This is a genomic window from Niveibacterium sp. (assembly GCF_041909475.1).
Classification (GTDB): Bacteria; Pseudomonadota; Gammaproteobacteria; order Burkholderiales; family Rhodocyclaceae; genus Niveibacterium.
The window spans coordinates 113,730-135,316 of the sequence record NZ_JAYRDJ010000008.1 but is presented as its reverse complement, the minus strand read 5'-3'; the positions used below and the strand labels follow the sequence as shown (position 1 = coordinate 135,316).

Below are 21,587 nucleotides of genomic sequence, written 5' to 3'. Positions count from 1 at the left end.
GTCCTCGCCGTCGTCGCTGCGCGCCGATTCCCCGAGTTCGCTGCGCTGCTCGGCGCTCTCGACGGGACCCAAAGTCAAAACCGCCGCAATTGCAACGCGCGGTTCAGATTCATAGCTTGGATGGAGCGGAGCGGATTCCAGGTCTGCAGCTAGCCCTTCAAGCACGCACCCCGGATCCGGTCCTTCGGCCTGCATCCAGGCTACGAGAACGCGACAACGGCTGATCGTCGACGCCTTTGCATCCCCCTCTGAAACGCCGAGCAGCGCAGAAGCATCGGGTTCCGACATGCAGAGCATGGCGGTGGCGAGGACTGTCCGAGCACCGAGCGCAGCGAGGGCGAGTTCCGCAGCCACCCGATGCTTCGAGCAGCGCAGGGCACCCCGCCGCAGGCGGGGCGTTGAAGCGGGGCGACTTTCTTTGGGTACTTTCTTTGTTCGCACAAAGAAAGTACCCCGCCCGCCGGGGCGGGACCCGGCTTCAGCGGGAAGGCCGCCGCATACCATCTGCGCAAATCGCGAGCCAGACTCAGCCAAAGCATTCCCTCTGGAAGCACGAACGGGCCCAATCACGACAACACCCCCAAGAACCCCAAGCGATCCCTATCCACCGCCCACCGCGCCGCCCCTTCCGGCGGCGCCGCCAACCTCGCCATCCCCAAGTTGGCGAAATCGACGATGGCCGCCGCAATCGGGTCATCCGCCGCGAGCTGCGTTTCGTACCCGACGCGCGCAGCCCCCAGTCGGAAGGCGTAGTCGACCGTCTCCACCGAGCCGGCGACATGCGCCGGCAGCGCAATCGCGAGCACGTCGCGCACGCGGGTCAGCGTGGCGGCGGCACCAGCCGCACTGCGCCGCACCGGCACCCGTACAACGAGGGTGTGTGCCGCGCCATTCGGGCGTTCGAGGTAGCGCACGTCGCCGGGCCGCTCCGCGAGCGCTGCGTCGTCGTCGAAGATCGACGGGTCGACGCAGGGGTCGGTCGCGATGCGGACGAGGCGTTGCAGCGCAGGCAGCGTGCCGCGACGTGCCAGCAAGCGGTGGCCATAACGGACCAGCAGGCGGCGCCGGCGTTCGTCGACCTGCGGATCGAGCGCAAGGCCCAACCAGCCGGCCAGCCAGGGCAGCGCTTCGCGCGGCGCGGTGCGTGCGTCGAACAGCAGCTGCACCGCGGCGAGGCGATCTTCCCAGCTGGTGAACAGACCCTCGACGTTGGCGAGGAATCGTTCGAGGAAGTCCGCAGCAATCGCGTCTTCGCGCCAGCACGCGGGCAGGTAGCGCAGGTAGTCGAAGCGCGGATACCAGATCCGCAGCGCGCCGATGCGCGGGGTGGCGAGGCCGTTGCCGAGCAGCGCAATGCGCAGTTGCGCATAGCGGCCCTTCACGCCTTGCAACAGCAGTTCGCGACTGCCGCGCTCGCACTGGATCGGTTGCACGTCGCGGCGCGCGAGCCAGGGCAGTTCGGCGCCGATCGCGCGCGGCACCAGCGCGGGTTGATCGCGCCAGGGCGCATTGCGCAGCCCGGCAAGGTCATCGGCGGCACGCGCCTGGATGCGGATTGCACAGGCCGGCGGAATCGCCACGTCCATCACGATGCGGTGCCAGGTGCAGCCGGGCTCGCCGGCGTCGAAGGGCGGGCGAGCCGCCGTGCCGGGCCAGGTGTCGACCTGCAGGCTGCGGCTGTAACGCGGCCGCCGCTGCACGACCAGCGGCACCCAGTGCCCGTCGCTGTCGTACTTCGGCGCGCCGGCAACCGACACCAGGCCGCGCCCGCCGTATCGCCGCATCGGCAGGAATTCGGGCAGCGGCTCAAGCGACAGCACACCCGCACGCTCCACCAGCAGGATGCGGAAGGCCTGGTTGCCATCGTCGCCCACCACCCACAGTTGCGCGCGTGCCGCGCTGCCGTCGTCCGCTGCGGGGGCCTCGGCCAGAAGTGCATGGCCGGCGAGGCGGAAGGCATCGGCGTCTTCATCGGCAATCACCGCACGCACCGCGTCAAGGCTCAGCCGCACGCGCGCCACCGCGGGGTCGGCCGACACGATCACCAGCGCGCCCCAAGGATCAGCGTCGCCGGCCAGCGGCGTGTCGAGCAGGATCGCGCGGCCATCCGGCAAGGACTCGACCGCGATGGGCGAGCGCAGCGCCAGAGCGATCGCATGGGCGAAGTCGATCCGCTTCGGCGCAGGTGGCAGGGCTCGCGGTCCGCCGCCCTGCGGCCCGAAGTCACCCGATTCAGCAACCGGAGCCGCGCCGGCTGGCCCGACGCTGGCGAGTCGGCGATCCAGCCGCCATAGCTGGGCATCGACCGGCATGGCGGGCGGTGCGTCAGCGGGTAGCGCGCGGTCGAGAATCCACAGACCACAGGCATCCGCCGCGATGTCGCAGGGCATGAAGGCGCGCACGCCGGGCGCCGCGTCAGGCCACGCCAACCAGCGCGGCGGCCCGCCGGCGATGAGGTCGAAATCAAGCAGACCGGCCGGTGCGATGCTGCCGGCGATCAGCCGGTGATCGGGCGTCATCGCGAGGCCGGCGAGTTGCGGCGCGGCCTCGTCGGCCACCGAGGCATCACCAAAGCGCGGCTGCCCCACGCCACGGAACGCCGGCGTCGGTTCGCCCCGCAGCGGCAGCTCGGGGCCGAAGGCCTGGGTCACCGCGCCAACAACTTCCGGCATCGGCCGCGCCACAGGCCAGAACACGCTGAGCTGCCCGCTCTGCGCGCACTGGCGCAGGATGCGGCGGCCGTCTTCGTCGATCCAGAACACATTGCCGTCGGCATCCGCCGCGGCACCGCGGCGGCGCGCGGCGCCAGGCTTCACGTCGAGCGGCGCCGCGCGGAAGCGAAAGGCCTCGCGCGGCAGCATCAGCTCGGCGTCGTCCGCGTCCCAGCCTTCTGCAGCTAGTTCGCCAGCGCTGGCACCCGCCGGCCACAGGGAAGCGAGCGTCGGCGAACCGGCGAGATCGCTGCGCACGCACGCGCCCCAATCCTCGGGGCCGAGCAGCAGCCAGTAGCGGGAGCCGTTGGAATCCATGTCAGAGCCCGCCCGGCCGCCCGAAGGGCTCTGAAGCCTCCTCGGGGGGGTGACGCGAGGCATTCGCGAAGCACTGCTTCGCGCTCGCCGAACGGGCCGGCGTTTTTAAGCCGGCCCTGCGCGAATAATTTGAGCGTGGGGGCATCATGGTCCTTAGCACTGATCCGGAATGAAAGGCACCGGCAGGCGGCGATCGCCGCTGGCGCTGCCTGCACGGCCCAAGGTCGCATCGCGCAAGCCAACCAGGGGGTTCTCGCCGGGGGCGAAGTCGCGTGCTTCGACCAGCAGGCCCAGCAGTTCCGGCTGGTCGAGATCGGCAAATGCAATGCGCTCGGTCGCTTGCGGGCCGGAAGACGATTCCTCGCCCAGCAGCAGGTCGTTCACCAGCCGCACGCCGGGCACCCGTGCGACCACTGCAAGTAGCTGTGCAGCGATCACCGGCGCACGCAGCGGCCAGCCGCCGGGCGTGATGTCGTCGATGCCGCCTGGCCGCGTGCTGGCGTCGGCAAGCGGCAGCGGCGATAGGAAGGCCAGCAGCGCGGCCCGCACCCGCGGCCGCAGCTCGGCCAACGCAACACCGGGATCGGGTTCGAGCCCGACCGCGATCCACAGGCCGCGATAGCGCGGGCCGGTGACGTAGACATCGGTGGTGACGAGGCGGCGCGGATCAAGCCATTCGCACACCGCGCGCAGCGCCACCGGATCGGGCCGCGGCGCGTCCGGGTGTTTCGGGTCGCTGGCCGGCACCACCATCACGGTGACGGCGCCCGCCTGCGCGCCCACATCCGCCTTGAAGGCGCTCAGCACTTCCACGCGTGCGAGCCGCACACTGGGCGTACGCAGCGCGAGGTCGCGGAAATCTTCCGCCGTGACCGCGCGGTCGCGATGCCGCAGCCAGGCCTGGATGCTGCGCTCGCCCTCATCCGCCGACTCCGCATTGCGCCCACCCCAGGTGGCAATCGGATTCGCAACGCTGAGCCCGGCGGGCAGGCGTGGCCCCAGCTTCACCGCACCCGCGGCGACGTTGCCTTCGGCGCCCTGGGTGATGTCGTAGTCAACGAGGATCGTTGCATCGAAAGGCGGCCGCGCACCGCGCAAACCGTCGCCGAATATCAGCAGGCCAGCCTCCGCATCCACCGCGAACACGCGACTCAGCTCGCCGCCGCCAGCGGGTTGCAGGCTCTGCGGCAAGCGCGCGTCGCGCAGCGCGATCTCGGGTGGCGCGGCGTACAGCTCGTCGGTCGCGGCCCACGGTGTGCCGGCGACCGAGACCTGCACGCTGCCGGTGACGATAGGCCCCCGAGCGAAGCGGAACTGCTGATCCGGCGCGCCGCTGCCGAGCCCGATCACCTCGTTGCGCACCAGGTCGCGCTGTTCGACGGCGCAGGCGTTGATGCCGGCCCACAGCGGCGCAAGGCGCGCACCGCCCAGATCGCCTTCCGGCCGGATACGTAGCCACAGCGCCACACGCGCATCGGTCTGCGGATCTTCGAACAGCGGCGGCAGTTCGCCCGAACCGGCTTCGAGCGGGTCCACATCGTCGAAAGTGAGCAGCCCTTCTGCGGCCGGCAGTTCCACATCCAGACGCAGCGGTTCGAGCTCGCCATCGCCGCTCATGCGCAGCGGCAGGCTGCGCCAGCTGGCGAGGCGATCCGGTGGCGGGCCCAGGTGATCGGCAGCAGCAATCTCCACCACCAGTTGCGGTGGCTTATGGGTGACGCCCTCGCCGGCCGCGAGGCGGCGCGTGGTGGTCGGTTCCGGCGCCAGCACCATGCTGATCGTCAGCACCTTGCCGGCGATTGCTGCGCGGACGTCTTCGCGCGTGGCGTTGCGGTCGGCACTGCGGCGCAACATCGCGAGCCAGAAGCACTGCCCCTCCGTCTCGCCGATCTCGGTGCCGGGCGCACTCGCCAGATCCACGGTTTCGTACAGACTCAGCTCCGGCGCCGCGCCGCCGGACGAGAAGCTGGCGTAGAGATCCTGATAGGCAGCGAGCGTCACCGCGTCAGGCGAGGCGAGTGTGCGCTTGAACACCAGCGCGGATTCGACCGGCAGCACATCCAGCCCCTGTGTAGTGCGGAAGGGCAGGCTGCCAGCGCGCAGCGGTTCGCCGCGATTGAGCGTGAGTGTCGCAAGCGGGCCGCGAGCGTTGTCGAACGCCACCACGCCACGTGCCGGCTGCGCCGGCAAAAGCGGCACCCCGAGCAGTTGCAGGAACTTGAGGCGATTGCGCTCCGGAATCTGGTTCGCGCGGTAGAGCATGTTCTCCGCCATGAAGGCGAAGAGCTCCAGCAACGTGACACCCGGATCGGCCTCGTTGAAGTTGGTCCACTCCGGTGTGTGCGACGGTATCCGTGCGATCGCCTCATCGGCGATATCGCGGAATGCGCGGTCGTCGAGCTTGGGCAGTTCGATCGGCATCAGCTGCCTCCGAGCGTGAGCGTCAGACCGACCCGTTCCTGCCGGCCGGTCGCAACAAGGCTGTAGGTGATCGTGACGCGCGCCGCAAACGGATCGTCCGGCAGCACATCGACATCGACCTGCGATACGCGGATACGCGGCTCCCATCGCGCCAGCGATTGCTCGACGCGGCCGCGGATCAGCTGGTGGGTGGTAATCGTGTTCGGCTCGAACAGAAACTGCTCGAGCCCGGCGCCAAATTCCGGCACGCCGACGCGTTCGCCGCGATTGGTGGCAAGGATCAGGCGCACGTTCTCGCGGATGTTGTCCTCGCCCGACGAGCGGGCGAGTCGCCCGTCAGGGGTGATCGTGAGCGGCCAGGCCAGGCTGCGGCCGAGGAGGTGGTCAGCGTTCATGGTCTGGCCTCTTCTTCTGTCTCGCGTTCGCAGCCAGCACTCAACTGCGCGTTGAACCGCGCGTTGTGAAGCACAGCAACTTCGGCTGCCTTGTGCGGCATGCGATACACGGTGTCGTGGCTCAGCCGCGCGTTGGCCGGGGTCCCGCCCCCGGCGGGCGTGTTACTTCTTTTGCTTCGCCAAAAGAAGTAACCAAGAAAAGGCGACCCGGCGTTCGCGGTCAGGCACTGCGTGCCTGACTTCCCTGCGTTGCTCGCGCGACCGGGGGCCTGCGGAACTCGCCCTCGCTGCGCTCGGTGCTCAGACAGTCCTCGGCCTTCTTCCCTGTCGCGCTCCGCTACTCGGCGCTCTCGACGGGACCCGAAAGTCAAAACCATCGCTTGAACGACGCTCATGTGTTCTTCGTCGCCTAGATGGCGCGAAGCGAATTCCGACGTGGCCCCAAATGGTTCAGGCGCAGTTCGCGAAGTCCGGCCTATCGCCTGCATCGGGGCTGCGAGATTCAGGCAGCGACGAAACGTCGACGCTTTTCCATCCCCCTCTGAAACGCCGAGCAGCACAGAAGCATCGGGTTCCGACGCACGCAGTGCGGCGGTGGCAAGGACTGTCCGAGCTCCGAGCGCAGCGAGGGCGAGTTCCGCAGCCACCCGATGTTTCGAGCAGCGCAGGGGACCCCGCCGCAGGCGGGGCGTTGAAGCGGGGCGACTTTCTTTGGGTACTTTCTTTGTTCGCACAAAGAAAGTACCCCGCCCGCCGGGGCGGGACCCGGCTTCAGCGGACAAACGACCGCAACGCGACACGGCCAATCGCAAGCCGCACGAAGAACGTTGGGCTTCGCCACGCTCAACCCACCCTGCACAACCATCACTCGCGGCGCGGTTGCGCCCAGCAACAAAACCAAAAATCATGACCCGCCCCCCTTCTTCTTCAGGATCGGGAAACAGATCGCAAAGAACGGCAGCCACGCAAAGATCATGTCGAGCAGCGCGACCATGATCAGCAGCAGGATCAACGCGCACAGCGTGATGATCGGAATCGACAGCGAGCAGATCATGCCGAGCTGGTTGGGGTCGTTCTTCGAACACGGCCCCATGTCGCCGACATCGAGGTCCTTGTGCAGCGGCCACGGCAATACCGAGCGCACGAGATCGATCAGGCCCAGGCCCTTGGCGCGCGCAACCTGGCCACAAAGCAGGTCGCTCATGACGAAGGCGGTGTTCTTGTCGAACTTGCGCAGGCCTGCAGCGCTGGTGTCGACCGGCAGGCCGATGCGGATCGGCCGCGCGGGCGCGTCGGGGTCGAAGAAGCTGGCGAGCTGAAAGGCCTCGGTGGGTGCCGAGAGCAGCGCACCGTGCTTGAAGCATTCCGGCTTCAGATACACGCAGCGGATCACGAACCAGTTCTCCGCATCAAGCCGTGGTGGTGCGGTAACGTTAAGCAGCTTGGCGCGCTCGGGTGCCGCCGGCAGCGCGGCCGTAGCGAGTTCGACGAGCCGGTTGAGCGCGCGGACATGGCGACGCTCGAGCGGCGAGATCTGGAAGGCCGCGTCCTGTTCCGCCAGCGGCATCGGCAAGGGTGCATCGGTGGGCACGACGCCGTCGGCGAGCGGATAGAGGAAGCCCGGCCAGCCGCGCCGCGCCGCGAGCCCGGTCCAGGCGAATACACCCGATGCCGCTTCCAGCACGCTGCGTGCCGCATCGGCCGCGACCAGCGCAGCACACAGCGAGGACGGCATTGCGAACAAGCGCCGGGCGTTCTCGGCGACCGACTTGCTGGCGTCGTAGGCGAGCCCCTCCGGGTTGGCCTGGTACGCGTTGCCCACCGCCTCTGCGAGCGAGTTGGCGAGCCCGCCCCCGACTTGCGCCGCATCCAGCGCATCGAAGAAGGCGCGCTCCGCGGCGCTCATCACTGGCAGTGCCGTGCCGGCTGCACGTGCGCGCACCGCCTGCCATACGTTAGGGAGTTCGGCCGCCAGCCAGCTCGCGAAGTCGGTCAGCACATACCAGCCGCCGATCTGCATCGACTCGCGCAGGCGACGACGCGCGAGCGTCGAACGCCCCTCTTCGTCATCGAGGAATTTCTTGTCGACTACCACCGGGCTGCTGCGTTCATGGCGGTTGTAGTGCGCCCAGCCCTGTTCGATCAGCTGGCGCCAGGGGCCAGCGACCGTCTTGCGCAGCAGCGTGAGGCGCGCGTCATCGTCCTCCACTGCGCCGCTGTCGGGCGCCGGCGGTGCCGCGGCGTCGTCGATTGCGCCACCGAGGTAGGCCTCGCGCTTGCCGACCGGCACCAGGCCAGCCCACATCCTGCGCGGCCGCTCGCCGGTGGGGCCCGCCTCACGCCATGCGAGCGGGAACAGCGGCAGCATCTCTTCGCCGTCCGCCTGCGCGTCGCTTGCCGCTGCGACCCAACGTCCGCCGACCCAGGCGTGTTCCTGCCACTGTTGCGGGTCGTAGGCGGTGTGCGTCGGCTTTGCGAAAGCACCTGTGGTATTCGCGGCGGTCGGCAGCAGGCGCCGCACGACGAAACGCACCGCCTCCTTCTTCGCGCTGTCGAGTGCGCGATCCGGCAGACCCGGCACGCCGCACACGAGGCTCGCACCGACCAGGTAGTAACGTTGATGCGCGGGCTGGAACAGTTTCAGCGGCCGTTCGACCGGCGCCGCCACCGCCACCTTGGGCGCCTCAGCCTGCACGTTGAGACGCAGCGGCTTGCCAATGCGCGCGGCAATGCGTCGTGCCAGGGGTGGCGCCGCGGGTGCAGGCTTCGGTGTCGCAGGCATGCCGTCGCGCCAGGTTTCGCCACGTGCCTGCAAGGCTGCCAGCGCCGCGGTACGCGCCGCCGAATCCGGCTGCGCGAGGATCGCCGCGATGCGCTCCATGAAGTCATCGTCGGCAAAACGCAGCAAGGCTGGCCGCAGCGTGCGCTCACGCGCACCGCCCCACAGCGGCGAAGGCGCCTGCCAGACGCTGTCGTGATGAGGGAAGCGCGCGCGGTCCATGGCTACCAAATATTCCCGGCGCCGGGGGTGTAGGAGGCGCTGATCACCGAATTCGAAATCAGCGTGTCGCACTGGACCACGCCGGAGAAGCGCGACATGCCGGCGTTCACCGTGACCATGCCGGCATTCACCTCGACCGATGCGCCGGCATTCACCGTGACCTTGGCCGCCGCCTCGATGGTGATGCCCGCAGTTTCGAGCTTGATCGAGTTGCCGTTGGAATCGACCACTTCGACCTTGCCCGGACCATCCTGCAGCGTGACCTTCTGGCCGCCGGGGGTTTCGACGATGAACTTCTCCTGCCCGTCCTGATCGTCGAGCGTGAGCTTCACGCCGTTGCGCGAGCGGATCACCTTGCGGTAGTTGTTGCCGGCGCCGTCCATCGAATCCGGTGGTGCGTCGCTGCCGTTCCACAGTGCGCCGACCACGCAGGGGTGGCGCACATCGCCGCCCACGAAGGCCACCAGCACCTCGTCGCCCACATCAGGGATGAACCAGCTGCCGCGGTTGTTGCCGGCCATCAGTGTGGTCAGGCGTGCCCAGCTCTCGTAGTGCGCGCTGCCAGAATCCGGCACCCAGGGCAGTTTCACGCGCACGCGGCCCTGGCCGTCCGGGTCCTTGATGTCGGTAACCTGCGCCGGATACACGCCGTACCAGGGGCCGCCTAGGCCGCTCGCAGCGCGGGTGCGGAGCTCGTCGGCGGCGATCATGAGGCGTCTCCGATCCACGCGCGTTCAAGTGCGATGTCGCTGCGCAAACCAATGCGGTTGTCGAAACGATGCGTCACGCCTACAAGGTCGTACGCACCCGAGAAGAGCGGGCCGACTTCAGCAATCTCGATACGCGCGCCGACTTTCAGATCGGCCGTGGTTTCCGCAACGCCGTGCGCAACGACGAAGCGCCGCGCGCGTGCGGCGAGCCAGGCACGGGCGATGGCGTCGGCCTCGGATTGCGTCGCGGGGAACACATGCGAGACAACTTCGGTGCGCGCCCCGAGTGCCTGCGAGATCAGATCCGCACCGCGGGTACCACCACCTTCGGATGACAGCGACGACGCCGCCGCCTCGCCGCTCAGTGCGTCCTTCGCCGCCACATCCCAGCCGCCCACACGCGCCGTATCCACCTGATGCGCCAGGTCCGCAACGACACGGAAGCTGCGCAGGCTCGCACCGATCGTCAGCGTGAGCGGCGAACCGCGCCGGCTGCTGCGTTCGGCCGCATGCAGGGTGCGGTCGTCCACCCAGATCTCGAAACCACCACGCCGCGCGCGTTCGCGCAGGAAGCGCAGATCGGTCTCGTTCACCTGCGCAAGCACACGATGCGTGTCGCCGGAGAGATTCACCTCCGGCTGCAGGCCGTGATCGTTCGCGATCTGGCGGATCACATCGGCGTCGCTCATCTGCTCGAACACCCGCGTGCGGCGTGCCATGCGCAGGCTTTGCAGGCGGTCTTCCGCGAGCACCGTGATGCCCGGCGGCGTGCCCTCTTCGAACGCGGCCTCGATTGCGCTGATGCGGCCACGGAACAGCGTGGCGTCGCCGACACGGATTTCGAGCTGCTTGCCGAAATCGAACACGCGGCGGTCGAAGTACAGGTAGTCCGGTGTGCCGTTGCGCGGGCCCCAGTTCTCCAGCGTCAGGCTGCAATGCGCGAGGCCGGCGTCGCTATCGCTCACCGCGAGTTCGCGCAGCCCGCTGGCGACCTGCGGATAGGTCTCGCCATCGATCACGACGGTCGGGCGTGCGGAGCGCAGGGCTTCCGGCGGCGGCATGCTCAGTCGTCCTTGAGCCGGTCACTGCGCGCGGCCAGCCAAGCCAGCACCGCGGCGAGGGTGTGCGGGTCGGCCGCCGGCGCGCTGTCGGCGGCAGGTGTGTCGGGCGCGGCGCTGGCGGCACCGGACGGTGCGGGCGCAGTCACCACTTCGAAGTCGTTGATCACGATCGCCATCGCTCAGCCCCGCCCGATGTTCAGGTTGATCAACTGACCCGGCGCCAGCAGGCGCGGATTCTCGATGCCATTGGCCTGCGCGATGGCGCGCCAGTCGCCGCCCTGCCCGCTCGCGGCGGCCATCTGCTGCAGGCTGGCGCCGGTGGGTGCGGCAGTCAGTGCCTGCGCGCCCGGGCCGGTGTTGCCAGCACCGGCGCCGCCGGGTACGGTGGCGCCCGAGCCACCGCCGGTGAGCGGTGTGCGCGGCGCCGCGTCCGGCCGCCCAACAGGCTGCGCGAACTTGAAGGCCGAGATGCGCGGCTGTGACATTGCCAGCGAGACTTGCGCGCGCAGCGGCTTGCCCTCCGGCGCGAAGAACTCGAGCGATTCGTCCATCGAATCGATCATGCCGTTGAACTGGAAGGTGCCCCAGAAGAAGGCCACCGCCGGCGGCACGAACTTCTTCTTGTCCTTCGGTGCGGGCTGCGGCGTGATGAACCAGGCCACTTCCTGTGTCAGCTTGCGGACATCGTCCACCTTGCCGGCGCCGCGTTCGGCCTGCGGCAGCGCACGCGCGTCGATCGGCGCGGTGGCGTCGAACCACAGCTGCACGGTGAGCTTGGTGGTGCCCGCGCCGACGAACTGGATCGATGGCGGCGCACCGGAATCCCCCCCGCCCTGTGGCTGCTGCACCTGGTTGGCGAAGCTGACCTTGAGGCTTTCCGGATTGAACTGCACGAACACGCTGCGGCCGCCCGACTTCACGGTTTCGAAGTCCGGTTCGAGTTCGACCAGGCGTGCCTTTTCGAGCGGAATCGCGACCGGCATCAGCGGCCTCCCGGCGGTTTGAGCGACAGGGTTTCGTAGGCGAGCTGCAGTTCCTCCACCGCGACCATGCCGTCCTTGGCATTCAGCGCGGGCGCCTTCAGCTTCACCGGCAGGCAACGCGCAGCAAGGAAGCGCACGCGCTCGGTGCTTCCGTCGGCGGCGAAGATCACCACCTCGCAGTCGGCGCGCACACGCGGGTCTTCGACGGTCTGCTCAACCCATTCCCACAAATCGAAGTTGGCGGTCATGCCGCGCTTGAGCGTGAGCGTGCCGTAGCTCACCGGCGAGGCGAGCCGCACCAGTTGCCCGTTCGCGCCCCCTTCGCGGATCGTCTTCGCCTCCATCGTGATCTCCAGTCCGTCGCACTCGGCGAAGGACGCCGCAGCCATGCGCTCGGCGCTGCCCGCGCGATTGATCTCGACCGCGAAGTTAAAGGCGGTGAAGGGATACACGACGGTTTCTGGACGCGGGTTGTCCATCTCAGCCCTCCACCCTGAGCGCGTCGCCGTTGCGCACCAGGCGCACGATCAGGAACTCCAGCGGCGTCGCCGGTGCAAAGCGCAACTCCACGATGAAGCGGCCGTCGTCGCGGTCGCGCTGCTGCCCCGGATTGAGCGTGAGCTGCCACGCCTCGGCCGGTTTGCGCCCGGCAAAGGCACCACGAGCATGCAGTTGCGTGAGCCATGCGGTGAGGCCGCGTTCGACCGAACGCTCCAGCGCCGGGCCGTTCGGCTCGAAGCCCCATACGTTGCCTTCGCGGATCAGCAGGCGGCGCAGCAGGCTCATCAGGCGGCGCACATTCAGCGGCACCCAGTCGGGATCGAGACTCAGCGTGCGCGCACCCATCAAGCGCACCCGCAGACCGTCGTAACGCCACAGGTTGGCGCCTGCACCGAACAGGCGCAGCGGGTCGGCCGGCGGGCGTTCGAGGCCGATCGCGTCGGCCACCACTTCGTTCGCGGCGGCGATCCACGCGCCGCGCGACAAGGCTCGCCGCGCAATCAGCCCGCAGGCCGCCCCTTCCGGCGCGAAGGCGACCACGCCATCGGCCCGCCGGCGGCGCAGCCAGGGGTGGTAGATCGCCGCATAGGACAGTGCCGCGACCTCGTCGTCACCCAGCATGGATTCGTCGCCGCCCGGGCCGTGGCGCGACAAGGCGGCGATGTGGCGCTGCGCATCGGCGTCGTCCATCCATGCCGGCGCACCTAGCACAGCGAGGCTGTCGGCCCGCGCCGCGGCGATACGCAACATCGCGCGTTGCACGCGCAGCGCGGTGCGGAGCCCTTCCGGCGCATCCGGCTGCGCTGCCCAGCCGGTCGTTTCCGCCTGCGGCACGATCGCACCGAGCGACCAGTCGCTGTAGCAGCCCGGCGCCGCGACGCGCACCCGCAGGTAGCGCCAGGGTGTGGGTTCGCTGTCAAAGGGCCAGCGCGTTTCGCCGCCCTGGTACAGCACCACCGCATCCTGCCAATCCGGATGCCGTGCGCCTTCAAGGATGAATTGATCCGCCACCGGGTCGGCGGTCCACTGCGCGGTGAGGCGCGATTCGCCGTCGACCACGATCGTCAGCACTGGCGGTGCAACGCGGATCGGCATGCAGGCAGCAAACGGAAGATCCGCGCCGCAGGGACCGGTCGGGCCCGCAACAGGATCCGACGGCGCCGGTGCGGGCCATGAAGCCGCGTTGGCCGGGCGCCACGGCGGCAGGGCGAGGTCGGGCGCCGCGAGCAAGGTGGCCTCTTCCAGCGCGAGCAGGCTATGCACGCCGCGCACCGAACGCGCCGGCATGCGCGCAGGGTCGAAGGGGAAGCGCAAGGCCTCGGCGCGGGCAACGAGGATGTGCATCGTCGCGTCCGCGAGGCGCGGGTCGAGGAACAGCGCCGCCGACAAGCGGCGCAGCCCGTCGCGCGCCATGCTGCTGCGCGCATCCTGCACCGCGTCGAGCCAGCTCGGCGCGGACCATGGAAGACCGATCGGCAGGCAATCGCCCAAGCCACGGCCGGCAATCGGGAACGCATTCGTTCGCGCCTCGGCCCACAATGCCACGTGCTTGGCAGGAATCACAACCTCGTGGGCCGGGTCGGCGCTCCAGCGCGCGTCGTCGCGCGGCAACGCCTGCCATGCGCGCGCATGCCCGGGGCACAGACCGATGTCGGTCAGCGTGCGCGCCCCTTCGACTTCGTCGTCGCTCATCAGCGTGATGCGCAGACGTTCGCCGAGCGGCTCGTCGTTCAGCGCGCAGGGCCCGGGCAACTGTTCCAGCAAGGCCACCTGCGCCTTGAGCGTGACGGTGCTGGCGTCGCGCGCGGCGAGCACGCAATCCCCCAAGGTGGCGAGAAATACCCGCGAGCCGGCGCGAAGCCGCAGCGGGTGGCCAGCCTGCGGCCACTCCGCGCTACGCAGGCTTGCCGGCAATTCGATGCGCAGCACGCCGCACCATTCCGGCCCGATCGGCAATGGCGCCGCCGCCTGATCATCCGCCACAAAGCGCACCGTCACCGCCCTTGCGCGCGGCAGCGAAAGGCTGCCATCGAAGCTCGCGGGCATGGCCTTCGGTACACCGAACCACCAGGATTCGGCAATGCGCGCATCAACACGTGTGCCGTGCTGGCCGTCGTTGCGCTTGAGCACGCTGGCAACGCGCAGGAACGTGACGACGCGCGAGAAATCCGTTGCCACAACCGCATCCGGCGCATCGCTGACGAAGCGCAGCAGGTCGCCGGCTTCAGGCAGCGCAGTGCTCGCCGGGTCCAGCGCAATCCGGTGCGGCGCCTGCCCATCCCATGGGTTGCCCGCGCTCAGCACGCCGAGCGCCGCGCGTTCCAACCGCACGCCGGCGCGCAAGCCGAAGCCCCAACGCCCGCCGCTCGCCGCGCGTGCCTGAACCGCGCGCCAGCCCAGCTTGGTCTCGACCCACAAGCCCGCCAGCGGCAGCTTCGCCGTCACCGGCCGCAGCGCCCCCCGCACCACCCAGCAGCGCCGCCCGCCGTTGGCGAAGAAGCTCTGCACCGCCGGTGCGAGTTGCGCCGTGACCGGCGCACCGCTGCCTGCATCGATGAACAGATCGTGTTCGGGACCGAACACCGACGTGAACGCCGCGTAGTCCTCGCACAGCACCGGCCGATCGATCGGGCCGCGACGCGCGAAACCGACGAACAGCGCGATGTCCATGCGGGGGAGGCGCTCGTCGAGGGCGACGGGGGCGGATTCGAAGGCTAGACCGGGCAGTCGGAGGCTCATGGTTATGGCCTCCGATGCCGGTTCGGGCGCTGATGCGCGTTTCGCCGCGCCAGCGTTTTCGTAGGTTGGGCTGCGTTCGTCGAAGCCCAACGCGAGTGGCGACCGCTGGTGACTATCAACCGTTCGTTGGCCGGGGTCCCGCCCCCGGCGGGCGTGTTACTTCTTTTGCTTCGCCAAAAGAAGTAACCAAGAAAAGGCGACCCGGCGTTCGCGGTCAGGTGCTGCGCACCTGACTTCCCTGCGTTGCTCGCACGACCGGGGGCCTGCGGAACCCGCCCTCGCTGCGCTCGGTGCTCAGACAGTCCTCGGCCTTCTTCCCGGTCGCACTCCGCTACTCGGCGCTCTCGACGGGACCCGAAAGTCAAAACCGTCGGTTGAGCAACGATTGCGTGTGGTTCGTAGCCTGGATGGAGCGCAGCGAAATCCGGGACGGGCACATCCAAATCTTCAAACGCACATCCCGGACTCCGGCCTTCAGCCTGCATCCAGGCTACGAGAATCGGACAACGGGGAAACGTCGACGCGTTTCCCTCCCCCTCTGAAACGCCGAGCAGCGCAGAAGCATCGGGTTCCGACATGCGGAGCATGGCGGTGGCGAGGACTGTTTGAGCTCCGAGCGTAGCGAGGGCGAGTTCCGCAGCCACCCGATGCTTCGAGCAGCACAGGGCACCGTGCGCGAAGCGCGCGGCGTTGAAGCGGGGGCCGCTTCTTTGGTTCCTTTCTTGTCGGCACAAGAAAGGAACCCGCCCGCCGGGGCGGGACCCGGCTTCAGCGGGAAGGCCCCCAAAATGTGCCAACGCGGACCGCAAGGCAAGAGCTGAAAGTTGGGCAGCGCGACGCTCAGCCCAACTTACGCCCAAGGGTGCCGTTGTGGTGGCAACCGAGAGACTGTCACGTGCGAAAAGCACGACGCCTCCCCTCACTCCATCTCCAGCCGCTCATACGCGAGCACCAATTCTTCCATCGCCACATCGGTACCCTTGGCGTTCATCGGCCCCGAGGTGTGCTTGATGATGCGGGCGCGCAAAAGCTTCCAGGTCTGCACGACCTCGGTGTGATCCTCGTTCTGCAGCTGGATCGTCACCGTGCGCATCGCGTTCTGGTTGCCGTTGCGGATTTCGTTGAGCCAGTTGTAGAGCCGCAGCGAGCCGATGACGCCGCGCTTCAGGGTGACGTCGGTACTCTTGTTGAGCCCGGTGATCTTGCGCACCGAGTTTTCACGCTCGTTGCCGTTGCGGTATTCGGCGACGGTGACTTCCATACCGATGCCGGAGACTTCCTGGAAGCCCGCGTCCGGCCCCTCGGTGTTGCCATCACCGAGGTCGACGAGGAAGTTGAATTGCACATAGGGGCGATCGCGTAGCACGGCCATGGTCGGGGTCTCCAGTTAGCGACGTGCATCGGCAGTCCACTGCCCGATGCGGAAGATGACGAATTCGGCGGGTTTGAGCGGCGCGACGCCGATCAGGCAGATCAGGCGGCCGTTATCGAGATCGTTCTGCGTCATCGTCGAACGGTCGCAGCGCACGAAGTAGGCCTTCTCGGGCCGATCGCCGAGCAGCGCGCCGGACTGCCATTCGTTGAGCAGGAAGTCCTCGATCGTGCGGCGCACGTTCGCCCACAGGCGCTCGCCGTTCGGCTCGAACACCGCCCACTGCGTGCCCTTGTCGATCGAGCGCTCGAGGTAGCAGAAGTAGCGGCGGATGTTCACGTACTTCCACTCGGGGTCGGAGCTGATCGTGCGTGCGCCCCACAGCCGCATGCCACGGCCTTCGAAGAAGCGGAAGCAGTTGACCCCTTCGGGGTTCAACACCTCTTGCTGCGCGCGGTTGAGCATCAGCTCGAAGCCGATCGCGCCGCGCACCACTTCGTTCGCCGGCGCTTTCCACACCGCGCGCTCGATGTCGTTGCGCGCGTAGATGCCGGCGACGAAGCCGGAAGGTGGCAGCATCAGATCTTGCCGTGTGATCGGGTCGCGTACCTTGACCCACGGGTAGTACAGCGCGGCGTAGGTCGAATCGAAGCGGGCGCGCATGGTCCGCACGGCAGCGATGGACTGATCGTTGCCGCTGTCGAGCACCGCGATGCGGTAACGCATGCGCGCGGCGTGCGCGATGACGGTGTTGAGAATCGCCTGCGCGTTGCTGCGCGAGGTGTCCGACAGCTCATAGCCGAAGGTGGAGCCCGGTGCCGCGACGATCGAGATGTCCTCGATATCCTCGAACGAGGCGAGGCCGGTCTTGTACGGATCGGTCAATTCGGCACGGCCGGTGTATTCGGTGGCGGTGAGTGGCGCACCGTCGTTGCCACCGGCCAGGCGGATCTCCATGCTGCCTAGCGCACTGTCAGCATCCGGCGCACGCAGTGCATTCGACAACGTGTTGGTCGGGTCGGCGGTGACACCGGCACCCAAGGGGTTAGCAGCGGCGTGCGCGCTCTCCAACGCTGCAATCACCGCGAGCGCGTCGTCGAGGTCTTCACCAGCGAGCACTTCAATCGGGATCTCACGTGCTTGCGGGTCGGCCGCCGGCAGCACGCGAAAGCGCGCGCTGAGCGAATCCGGCGCGCCGCTGCGGGTATGCGCCGGGTCGGCGGCGAGGCCTTCCCACACTTCGGCGCCGCGCGAACCATCCATCGGCTCCACCGCCACCGACAGCGTCAGCACGCGGATGCGGTTGCGCGCGCTCGGGTCGCTGTTGTCGGGGTCGAGATCGGCCAGTTCTACATCGGCGCCGCCATCGGCCGGTTCGAAGGACCAGGTGCGCGTTTCCGAATTCCAGCGGGCGCGGTGCAGCTGACCGTTCTCGCCGTCGGCGGTGTCGATCAGCACCAGGTCGTTGTGCAGCAGCGTGGATACACCGGGCGCGCCATCGCGCAGGCCGAGCACGTTCTGGCCATAGCGGAAGAACACGCGGATGCGGTAATTGCCGGCACGGCCCGGGAAGCGGGCGCGCAGCTCAAGGCTGCCGCCGAGCACACGATCTTCCAGCAGGTTGGCCGCGGAGCGAGCCGCGGTCACTGCGGCGGTCACGTCGTCCGGCACCACAGGCACGGCGTTGGCCGCTTCGGCGGCGGTGGCGGCTGCGTCGCTCGCGGCTTCGGCTGTGTCATGCAGGGGTGCGGCATCGAGGATGTCGGCCAGCGCATCGGCAGCCGCTGCCGCCGCAGCCGTGGCGGCGGCACCATCACCGCTGGTTGCGGCGCTGGCGGCTTCGCGAACCTGGCGCACGATCTCGATTGCGTTGATCGCGTCTTCCGACACCAGCAGAGCGCGCGCGTGGCCGTCGCCCTGCTGCGCACCGACCTCAGCCAGCAATGCGCCCTCGGCGTCGTCGCTGAGGGTGGCAGGCGGCGGGCCGTAGGGCAGCGGGTTGTCCGGGTCGGTGTCGTCGAGGCGGCGGAAGATGCGGCTGATGTAGAGCCGCTTGCCACCTTCCTCGAAGAAGCTGCGCGCGGCGTGCCACAGGTAGTTGGTGCCGCCGACGGGTGTGCCGCTGTCGTCGAAGGCCAGCGCACGGCCGTCACCGTAGAAGTATTCGAACTCGACCAGCCCGGTCAGGATGTCCGGCCGCTGCGTGATCGGGCCGTAGCGGCAAGGGCCGACGAAGCCGGTGGTCGTGGTGCTGACGCCTTCGATGGATTTGGCACGGAAGGACGTCTCTTCGACGTACACGCCGGGTGCGAGATATTCGGGCATGGCGAGCTCCTAGGGTTGCACGAAGAGCGCCCGCGCGCCGGTAGTAGCCACCGCAAGCGGCTGGCCATAGCGCAGGCTGAGGGAGAGGTCGGCACCCAGATCCACCACCGGCGGCGTGCCGGCAACGGAACGGGCAACGGGCTTGGCGGGCTGCGCAAGCAGATCGCACAGCAGCGGTATCGACGCGCCGGGCTGGCGGCGATACCGCAGCGACAGCGTCAGCGGCCAGCTGACATCAAAGGCGCTGCGCGCGGTGGCGCCGGCATCCGGCGGCTCCGGGTAGGCGAAGGCGAGCAGCACTTCGCCACGCGCATCGGCCATGCCGGTGGCGAGCAACGTCGCGCCGCGGAACACGTCGACCAGCGCCCAGGCGGCCGGCTCGGCGCTATCCGGGTCACCCACCGGCAGCTCGCGCACGCTGGCACGGATGCAGGCCCAGCCCGCCGGTACGCTGCGCGCCGGCGCCGCAAAGAGCGGAATCGGGAAATGATCGATCGGCGGATCGCCCGGCGCAGCGCCGGGGCATTCGAGATGGGCCAGCCGGTTCTGTGGCAGGCGCACGCGGAAGCGCGTCGGCAATACGCGAGCGCGCGGGTCGTTGACGGTGACTTCGAACAGCCGCGCGAGCAATGCAGGGTCGTCACCCTCACCCGCCTCCCACGCACGCAGGCCCGGCAGGCCTTGTGCCGTCCAGTGGCCGGAGGGCGTCGGCAGCAGGGACACCGGCGGCAGGCCGCTGTCAGCCAGCACGATGCTCGCCTGTAGGCCCTCGCCGAGCGGCCCGCCGAAAGGATCTTCAAAGCGCAGGCCCACACCCGGGCGCAAGCGCAGGCGCTCCATTTCGCGTACGCTCACGGCGTCACCTCGCCGAGCGGGAACACGCGTTCGAGCACCGGCCCGTAGCGATGCAGCGGCACGCTGGAATCGAGCAGCACGGCGCGCGCCACGTAAGTCATGCCGATCACCAGATGCGGCTTGAGCTTGTCCCACAGGCCGAGCCAGTCGGCGAGCTGCAGGGGGTCGCAGACAAGCTCGACACCTTCTTCCTCGCCGAACACATCGCTCGCCGGCGCGTAATGGTTGAGCAGGCTGGCCGGCAGCACCGATACGTCTTCCACCTGCCGCATCGCCCAGCCCAGCATCATCTGGCTGGTCTCGACATCCTTGTGCCAGCTCACCAGCAGGTAGTGCAGATCCACCGGCAGCGAAGGGCGCAGGCGTGTGCCGTCCGGCGCCGTGCGCGGCGGCAACGCGCGCCGCGCGGTGTTGATCGTGACGCGGTGCAGCAACAGACCGAAGCCACCGTCGGTCGCGTCCTTCACATCCTTGTAGGCATTGTCGAAGTCCGCCGGCTTCAGCAAGGCGACCGGCAGCTCGGCAAACGCCGCGGGCCGCGCTTCGGCGAGCAGGCCCTGCAGGGTTTTGCTGACAGTCGCGATCGCGTTGGTTCCAGCCACTCAGTGCTCCCCCTGACTTGTCTCACGCGCCACGCGAAAGATCACGCGGCCATCGGGCAAGGTCTGACGTTCAACCCTTGCGTGTGCCACCAGCCACTCCAGCGCCGCCGCCACGTCGCGCGGATCGGCATCGACCCCCTCGGTCGGCAGCCACCATTCGGCGATGCCCAGTTCGCTGTCCGCAGCACCGGGGTGCGCCGAGAGGTAACTCTCGATCGCTTCGACGACCCGACCCACATGCGAATCGCTGGCTGGGCACACGCCAACCTCCATCAGGCGCAACGCTGCAGTTATGCGAATGGCGTGCCAGTCGCGGTGGCTGCACGCAAGCAACTGATCTGAAAGGGGATTGACCGAGATGGCGCGGTTTTCGCGCAGATCGGGCGGGTCGGTGGCGACCCACCCCGCAGGCTGCCGGCGGCGCCTGCTATGAGTTCAGGCTGCGACGCTCGAACGCGACCGGCAGATGGCGGCGCGCCGGTGAGCGGCGCTCGCGCGGGGCGGGTGTGATTTCACCCGGGTGGGTCTGGATTGACCCAGTCACCCGAGCCGCTTCCGGCGCACCGCGGTCCAGGCCGTACTTCTTCAACATCTTGCCGAGGCAGCGACGCTCCTTGCCCGCGATACGCGCGGCGAGGCTGACATTGCCCCCGGCCTCGCGCATCAGGTTTTCAAGGTACTGACGCTCGAAGCGCTCGATCGCGGCAGCGCGCGCCTCGTTGAACGACAAGGGGCCGGATGAAGCGGGCCGCGCCACCGAAGCGGCCGCCCCCCCTAGGCGCAGCACCCCGCCCTCACACAGCAGCAGGCCGCGGTGGATCAGGTTGTCGAGTTCACGCACATTGCCGGGCCACAGATGGGTTTCCAGCCATTGCAGGCTGGCCGGGTCGAGCGAGCAGGCGCCCAGGCCGTAGCGCCGCGCGTAGCGGACGAGGAAGTGCTCGGCCAGCAGGCTGGCGTCTCCGGGCCGTTCGCGCAGCGGCGGCAGTTCGATCGCCAGCACGTTGAGGCGCCAAGCCAGATCCGGCCGGAAGCTGCCGGCCTCGATCAGCGCCGTCAGGCGTGGGCTGGACGCCGCCACCACACGCACGTTGGCAGCACGTTCGCGGCTGCAACCTAGCGGCCGATAGCTCTGATCCTGCAAGAAGCGCAGCAGTGACACCTGCGCGCGCGGCGGCAGCGCATCCAGTTCGTCGAGGAACAGCGTGCCGCCGTCGGCCGCTTCGATCAGGCCGCCGCGTGTCTGGCGCGCATCGGTGTAGGCACCGCGCTCGGCACCGAACAGCTCGCTTTCGATCAGCGCATCGGGCAGCGCACCGCAGTTGAGTGGCACGAAGGGCGCATCACGGCGCGCCGAAAGGTAGTGGATCGCGCGTGCAGCGACCTCCTTGCCGGTACCGGTCTCGCCGGTGATCAGCACCGGCGCGTCGAAGCGTGCCATGCGCTCGATCAGATGCAGCGCATGCAGGAAAACCTCGGATTGGCCGATCAGATGGGGCAAAGCGGACATCGGAAACCTCCGGCGCCGTCCTCCAGCGGGACGACAGTTCACTCGGGCGGACTGTCGTTATAGGCGAGCGGCACGCCAGCGTC

General features: G+C 68.6%; 17 protein-coding genes. All 17 read right to left on the bottom strand.

The features are described from left to right. The coding region (locus ACE3P0_RS08150; protein WP_374401676.1) for a hypothetical protein at positions 1-354 on the bottom strand (354 nt) is incomplete at its 3' end. Between the two features lie 212 nt (positions 355-566). Continuing rightward, positions 567-3,029 carry a phage tail protein gene (locus tag ACE3P0_RS08145; protein WP_374401674.1) on the bottom strand — a complete coding sequence of 821 codons (2,463 nt, stop codon included), beginning with the start codon at positions 3,027-3,029 and terminating at the stop codon, positions 567-569. 153 nt (positions 3,030-3,182) lie between these two features. Next, positions 3,183-5,450 (bottom strand): baseplate J/gp47 family protein, encoded by a 2,268-nt coding sequence (locus tag ACE3P0_RS08140; protein ID WP_374401672.1) that lies wholly within the window; start codon positions 5,448-5,450, stop codon positions 3,183-3,185. Further along, on the bottom strand, positions 5,450-5,845 hold the full coding sequence (locus ACE3P0_RS08135; protein WP_172201404.1) for a GPW/gp25 family protein: 396 nt from the start codon (positions 5,843-5,845) through the stop codon (positions 5,450-5,452). The genes ACE3P0_RS08140 and ACE3P0_RS08135 overlap by 1 nt, the downstream gene beginning before the upstream one ends. Positions 5,846-6,749: 904 nt before the next feature. After that, a complete protein-coding gene (locus ACE3P0_RS08130) occupies positions 6,750-8,846 on the bottom strand; it encodes a hypothetical protein (protein ID WP_374401670.1) in 2,097 nt (698 codons plus the stop codon). A gap of 2 nt (positions 8,847-8,848) precedes the next feature. Then, complete coding sequence (locus ACE3P0_RS08125; protein WP_374401669.1) at positions 8,849-9,556, bottom strand: phage baseplate assembly protein V; 708 nt, start codon at positions 9,554-9,556, stop codon at positions 8,849-8,851. Beyond that, positions 9,553-10,617, bottom strand: a complete 1,065-nt coding sequence (locus ACE3P0_RS08120; protein ID WP_374401666.1) for a phage late control D family protein — start codon at positions 10,615-10,617, stop codon at positions 9,553-9,555. Before ACE3P0_RS08120 ends, ACE3P0_RS08125 begins: the two co-directional genes overlap by 4 nt. Positions 10,618-10,619: 2 nt before the next feature. Further along, positions 10,620-10,793 carry a hypothetical protein gene (locus tag ACE3P0_RS08115; protein ID WP_374401664.1) on the bottom strand — a complete coding sequence of 58 codons (174 nt, stop codon included), beginning with the start codon at positions 10,791-10,793 and terminating at the stop codon, positions 10,620-10,622. Between the two features lie 3 nt (positions 10,794-10,796). After that, on the bottom strand, positions 10,797-11,600 hold the full coding sequence (locus ACE3P0_RS08110; RefSeq protein ID WP_374401662.1) for a hypothetical protein: 804 nt from the start codon (positions 11,598-11,600) through the stop codon (positions 10,797-10,799). Continuing rightward, on the bottom strand, positions 11,600-12,079 hold the full coding sequence (locus ACE3P0_RS08105; protein ID WP_172201414.1) for a phage tail protein: 480 nt from the start codon (positions 12,077-12,079) through the stop codon (positions 11,600-11,602). The genes ACE3P0_RS08110 and ACE3P0_RS08105 overlap by 1 nt, the downstream gene beginning before the upstream one ends. A gap of 1 nt (position 12,080) precedes the next feature. Continuing rightward, positions 12,081-14,840: a phage tail sheath C-terminal domain-containing protein gene (locus ACE3P0_RS08100; protein ID WP_374401660.1), complete on the bottom strand. Its 2,760-nt coding sequence runs from the start codon at positions 14,838-14,840 to the stop codon at positions 12,081-12,083. Between the two features lie 919 nt (positions 14,841-15,759). Further along, a complete protein-coding gene (locus ACE3P0_RS08095) occupies positions 15,760-16,212 on the bottom strand; it encodes a phage tail protein (protein ID WP_172201417.1) in 453 nt (150 codons plus the stop codon). A 15-nt stretch (positions 16,213-16,227) separates the two neighbouring features. Continuing rightward, positions 16,228-18,537: a phage tail sheath family protein gene (locus tag ACE3P0_RS08090; RefSeq protein ID WP_374401658.1), complete on the bottom strand. Its 2,310-nt coding sequence runs from the start codon at positions 18,535-18,537 to the stop codon at positions 16,228-16,230. A 9-nt stretch (positions 18,538-18,546) separates the two neighbouring features. Beyond that, positions 18,547-19,392, bottom strand: a complete 846-nt coding sequence (locus ACE3P0_RS08085; protein ID WP_374401655.1) for a hypothetical protein — start codon at positions 19,390-19,392, stop codon at positions 18,547-18,549. After that, complete coding sequence (locus ACE3P0_RS08080) at positions 19,389-19,994, bottom strand: DUF4255 domain-containing protein (protein ID WP_374401652.1); 606 nt, start codon at positions 19,992-19,994, stop codon at positions 19,389-19,391. Before ACE3P0_RS08080 ends, ACE3P0_RS08085 begins: the two co-directional genes overlap by 4 nt. Then, positions 19,995-20,255, bottom strand: a complete 261-nt coding sequence (locus tag ACE3P0_RS08075) for a hypothetical protein (RefSeq protein ID WP_374401650.1) — start codon at positions 20,253-20,255, stop codon at positions 19,995-19,997. It abuts the gene before it with no gap. A 166-nt stretch (positions 20,256-20,421) separates the two neighbouring features. After that, entirely contained in the window at positions 20,422-21,504 is a 1,083-nt protein-coding gene (locus tag ACE3P0_RS08070) for a sigma-54 interaction domain-containing protein (protein WP_374401647.1), read from the bottom strand. Positions 21,505-21,587 lie beyond the last annotated feature (83 nt).